Origin of the sequence: Streptomyces sp. FH025 (assembly GCF_017427025.1) — a bacterium.
GTDB lineage: Bacteria > Actinomycetota > Actinomycetes > Streptomycetales > Streptomycetaceae > Kitasatospora.
Genome location: NZ_JAFLNG010000926.1, coordinates 1 through 2,484 on the forward strand (window position 1 = coordinate 1; position 2,484 = coordinate 2,484).

3 protein-coding genes are annotated in these 2,484 nt (G+C 68.3%); 1 reads left to right on the top strand and 2 read right to left on the bottom strand.

Annotated features, from left to right (window positions below; all coding sequences use genetic code 11):
- Window positions 1-168: 168 nt before the first annotated feature.
- Complete coding sequence (locus tag J0670_RS35735) at window positions 169-711, bottom strand: GNAT family N-acetyltransferase (RefSeq protein WP_207816775.1); 543 nt, start codon at window positions 709-711, stop codon at window positions 169-171.
- A gap of 409 nt (window positions 712-1,120) precedes the next feature.
- On the opposite strand from J0670_RS35735, the gene J0670_RS35740 reads away from it, so the two are divergent.
- The gene (locus J0670_RS35740; protein ID WP_207816776.1) at window positions 1,121-1,381 is read left to right on the top strand and encodes a hypothetical protein; all 261 of its coding nucleotides are present in this window, start codon (window positions 1,121-1,123) and stop codon (window positions 1,379-1,381) included.
- Here J0670_RS35740 and J0670_RS35745 read toward each other — a convergent pair.
- Window positions 1,376-1,840, bottom strand: coding sequence for a hypothetical protein (locus J0670_RS35745; protein ID WP_307806844.1), 465 nt, complete (start codon window positions 1,838-1,840; stop codon window positions 1,376-1,378). The two genes, J0670_RS35740 and J0670_RS35745, sit on opposite strands and share 6 nt — an antisense overlap.
- Window positions 1,841-2,484 lie beyond the last annotated feature (644 nt).

Below are 2,484 nucleotides of genomic sequence, written 5' to 3' on the forward strand. Positions count from 1 at the left end.
CAGAATCCACCTGATGGGTGAGTTTTCGCCGTTTGGTTACCCCGAAAGTGTTCCTGCCCGTTTTGCAGTACCTCGGTGGGGTTGGTGTAGGCGTGCGTGCGATCCAGCCGTCGCGGAGGGTGGACACGTCGTGCCTGTGGTGCGGTGGCGTCGTCCTTGTCGTGGCTGTCAGCGGGTGGTTGCGGAGTGCTGGTGTGACGTCAGTTCGAAGATGGTGATGTGTCGGCCGCTGGTGGGGTTGACGGTGTCGCGGACGGGGTGCATTCCCAGTTTGGTCGTGATCCGTTCGGAGGCGTGGTTGCCCTTCTGAATGATGCTGACGATCCGTTCCAGTCCTCGTTCTTCGAATCCGAACCGGAGGGCGGCGGTGGCGGCCTCGGTGGCCAGGCCCTGCCCCCAGTGGGATCGTCCCAGCCGCCATCCGGCCTCGACGGCCGGCAGTACCTCGGGCAGGAAGGCGGGTACGGAAAGGCCGGTGAATCCGGCGAGTTCGCCGGTGGAGCGGATCTCGACGGCGAACAGGCCGAAGCCGTGTGACTCCCATTCGTTCTCCCAGGCCCGGATCCCGTCGCGGGTCTGCTGTTCGTCGCGGACGCTGCCGTCACGGATCCACCGCATGACGTTGGGGTCGGCGTTGACGGCGGTCATGGGCGCGATGTCTTCCTCGCGCCAGCGGCGCAGGATCAGGCGGGGAGTTTCGAGCGTGACCATCCGGTCATTCTGGATCGCGGACGGGCTCTTCGTCATCCTGGTCGGGTACTTCGCGTTCTGGCTCCTTTGCCCGCCTGGTGCTTGGTCGTGTCTCCTGCGCCCGGCGGGCGCGGTCGTCCTGCCGGGCCTGGTCGCTTCGAGCGCCGATGACCCGGAAGTCCGGTCGCGCCTGTCAACGCTGCGGGCCGCGTGGGCCGCGGCCCGGCCCGATGCCATGACCGGGTGGTTCGGCTCGACTCGGCCAGGGCGCTCGACGTCATACTCAGCGTGACCGGTACGACAACGGTTTCTGAACGGGCTTGGTGTGCCTACCGTCTGCGTTGTTTGCGCAGCCCTTGGTCGGGGACCTCGCCGAGGTGGCCGAGCTTGTCGGCGGTTGGTGCTGGCGTGGTTGGTGAGGTCGAGTGCGATGACGGTGAGGATGCGTCCGGCGTCGTCGTGGAGGATTCCGGGGAAGGCCGACAGCCGGGCCGCCTGCCTGGGCAAGGGATCGCGAGGCGGACGGCCTCCGGGCTTCGACGAGGAGTGGTACGAGAAGCGCGACTGCGTCGAACGGGCCGTCAACGAGCGGAAGAACTCCCGGGCCGTGGCAGCGCGGTACGACAGAGGCGGCTACGCCGTCGTCGGAACGGTCACCGCCGCGGCCCTGGTCGTCCGAGCGCGGTCATGAACCGACATGGTGGTCTTGCGTTCCGGAGGTGACTGGTCCGGCGCCGGGCGGCCAGCGGTGGCCGGCGTCGTGCAGATTGCTCAACGCCGAGTGGTCATTGGACACCAGCACCTGGGCCAGCCGGGCTGCCGAGGCGACTACGGCAGGCCAGCCTGGTGCGTCCAGATAGACCTCGTCGCGGGCGGCGGCGCCGACCGAGTCCTGGACCGCGCTGTAGGCGGCACCAAGACGTGCCATCAGCTCGACTTCCTCCTCGCTGCGAAGGCACTGCCCCAGCCAGGGCAGGGGATTGTGCGCATCGCAGAAGTCGTCGAAGAGCACGTGCACGGTGTGGTCGAGGTCCTCGAACCGGTCCGGATCGAGCCATACCTCTCGCTGCCATGTCGGGCTCGCCAGCGCCACGACCGCAGGCACGACATGGAGGCGGTAGTAGGGCAGGGCGATGCCGTGATCGATCACGCGCCAAGAGTACGCACCTCGTGATCGGCCGGACAGCCCGTAGCCCTCCGGGAGGGGGGTGTTGGTCGGTGCGGCCGCCGCGGGGGCGGTCGCACCTGATCGTCTCGGGCTTTCGGTGTGGCGCTGTTTCCGTTCGCGCGCGGCGGCGGCTGCGGCGGCGTTTCGGCGGGCGGGACGTGCGCGGGGCCACGAAGGCGGCGGAAGCCGTGGAGCCCTGGCGGTGGTGCGGCCGGCGACCCGGCTTGGGCTTCGGTGGGTCCGGCGGCAGCAACGGCTCGATCAGTTCCCACAGTTCGTCCGACACGACCCGTGGACGAGGCACCTTCTTTCCCGCTTCTTTCCCGCTTCTTCCCCGCGCACCGACCAGCGAGCGCCGGGCTCGACGGTCACGTCCGCAGCGGCTTCTGTCAGGACCTTTGGTGGGTGTTTTCGCGGTCGGGTTCGCCTGGGCGGGAGGCCGTGGATCCCGTGCCGGCGCCGGTGGTGTGGCTAGTGGGTGTGGTGGTGGGTGTGTTGGAGGTCGGTGAGGAGGCGTTGGATGTCGGTGATGAGTGCGCCGTAGACGTGCCAGGTTTCGGGTTGGGTGAGGGTGTCGTGTCGGATTTCGTCGGTCATGGTCCGGTGCCAGGTGGTGGTGTTGTGGA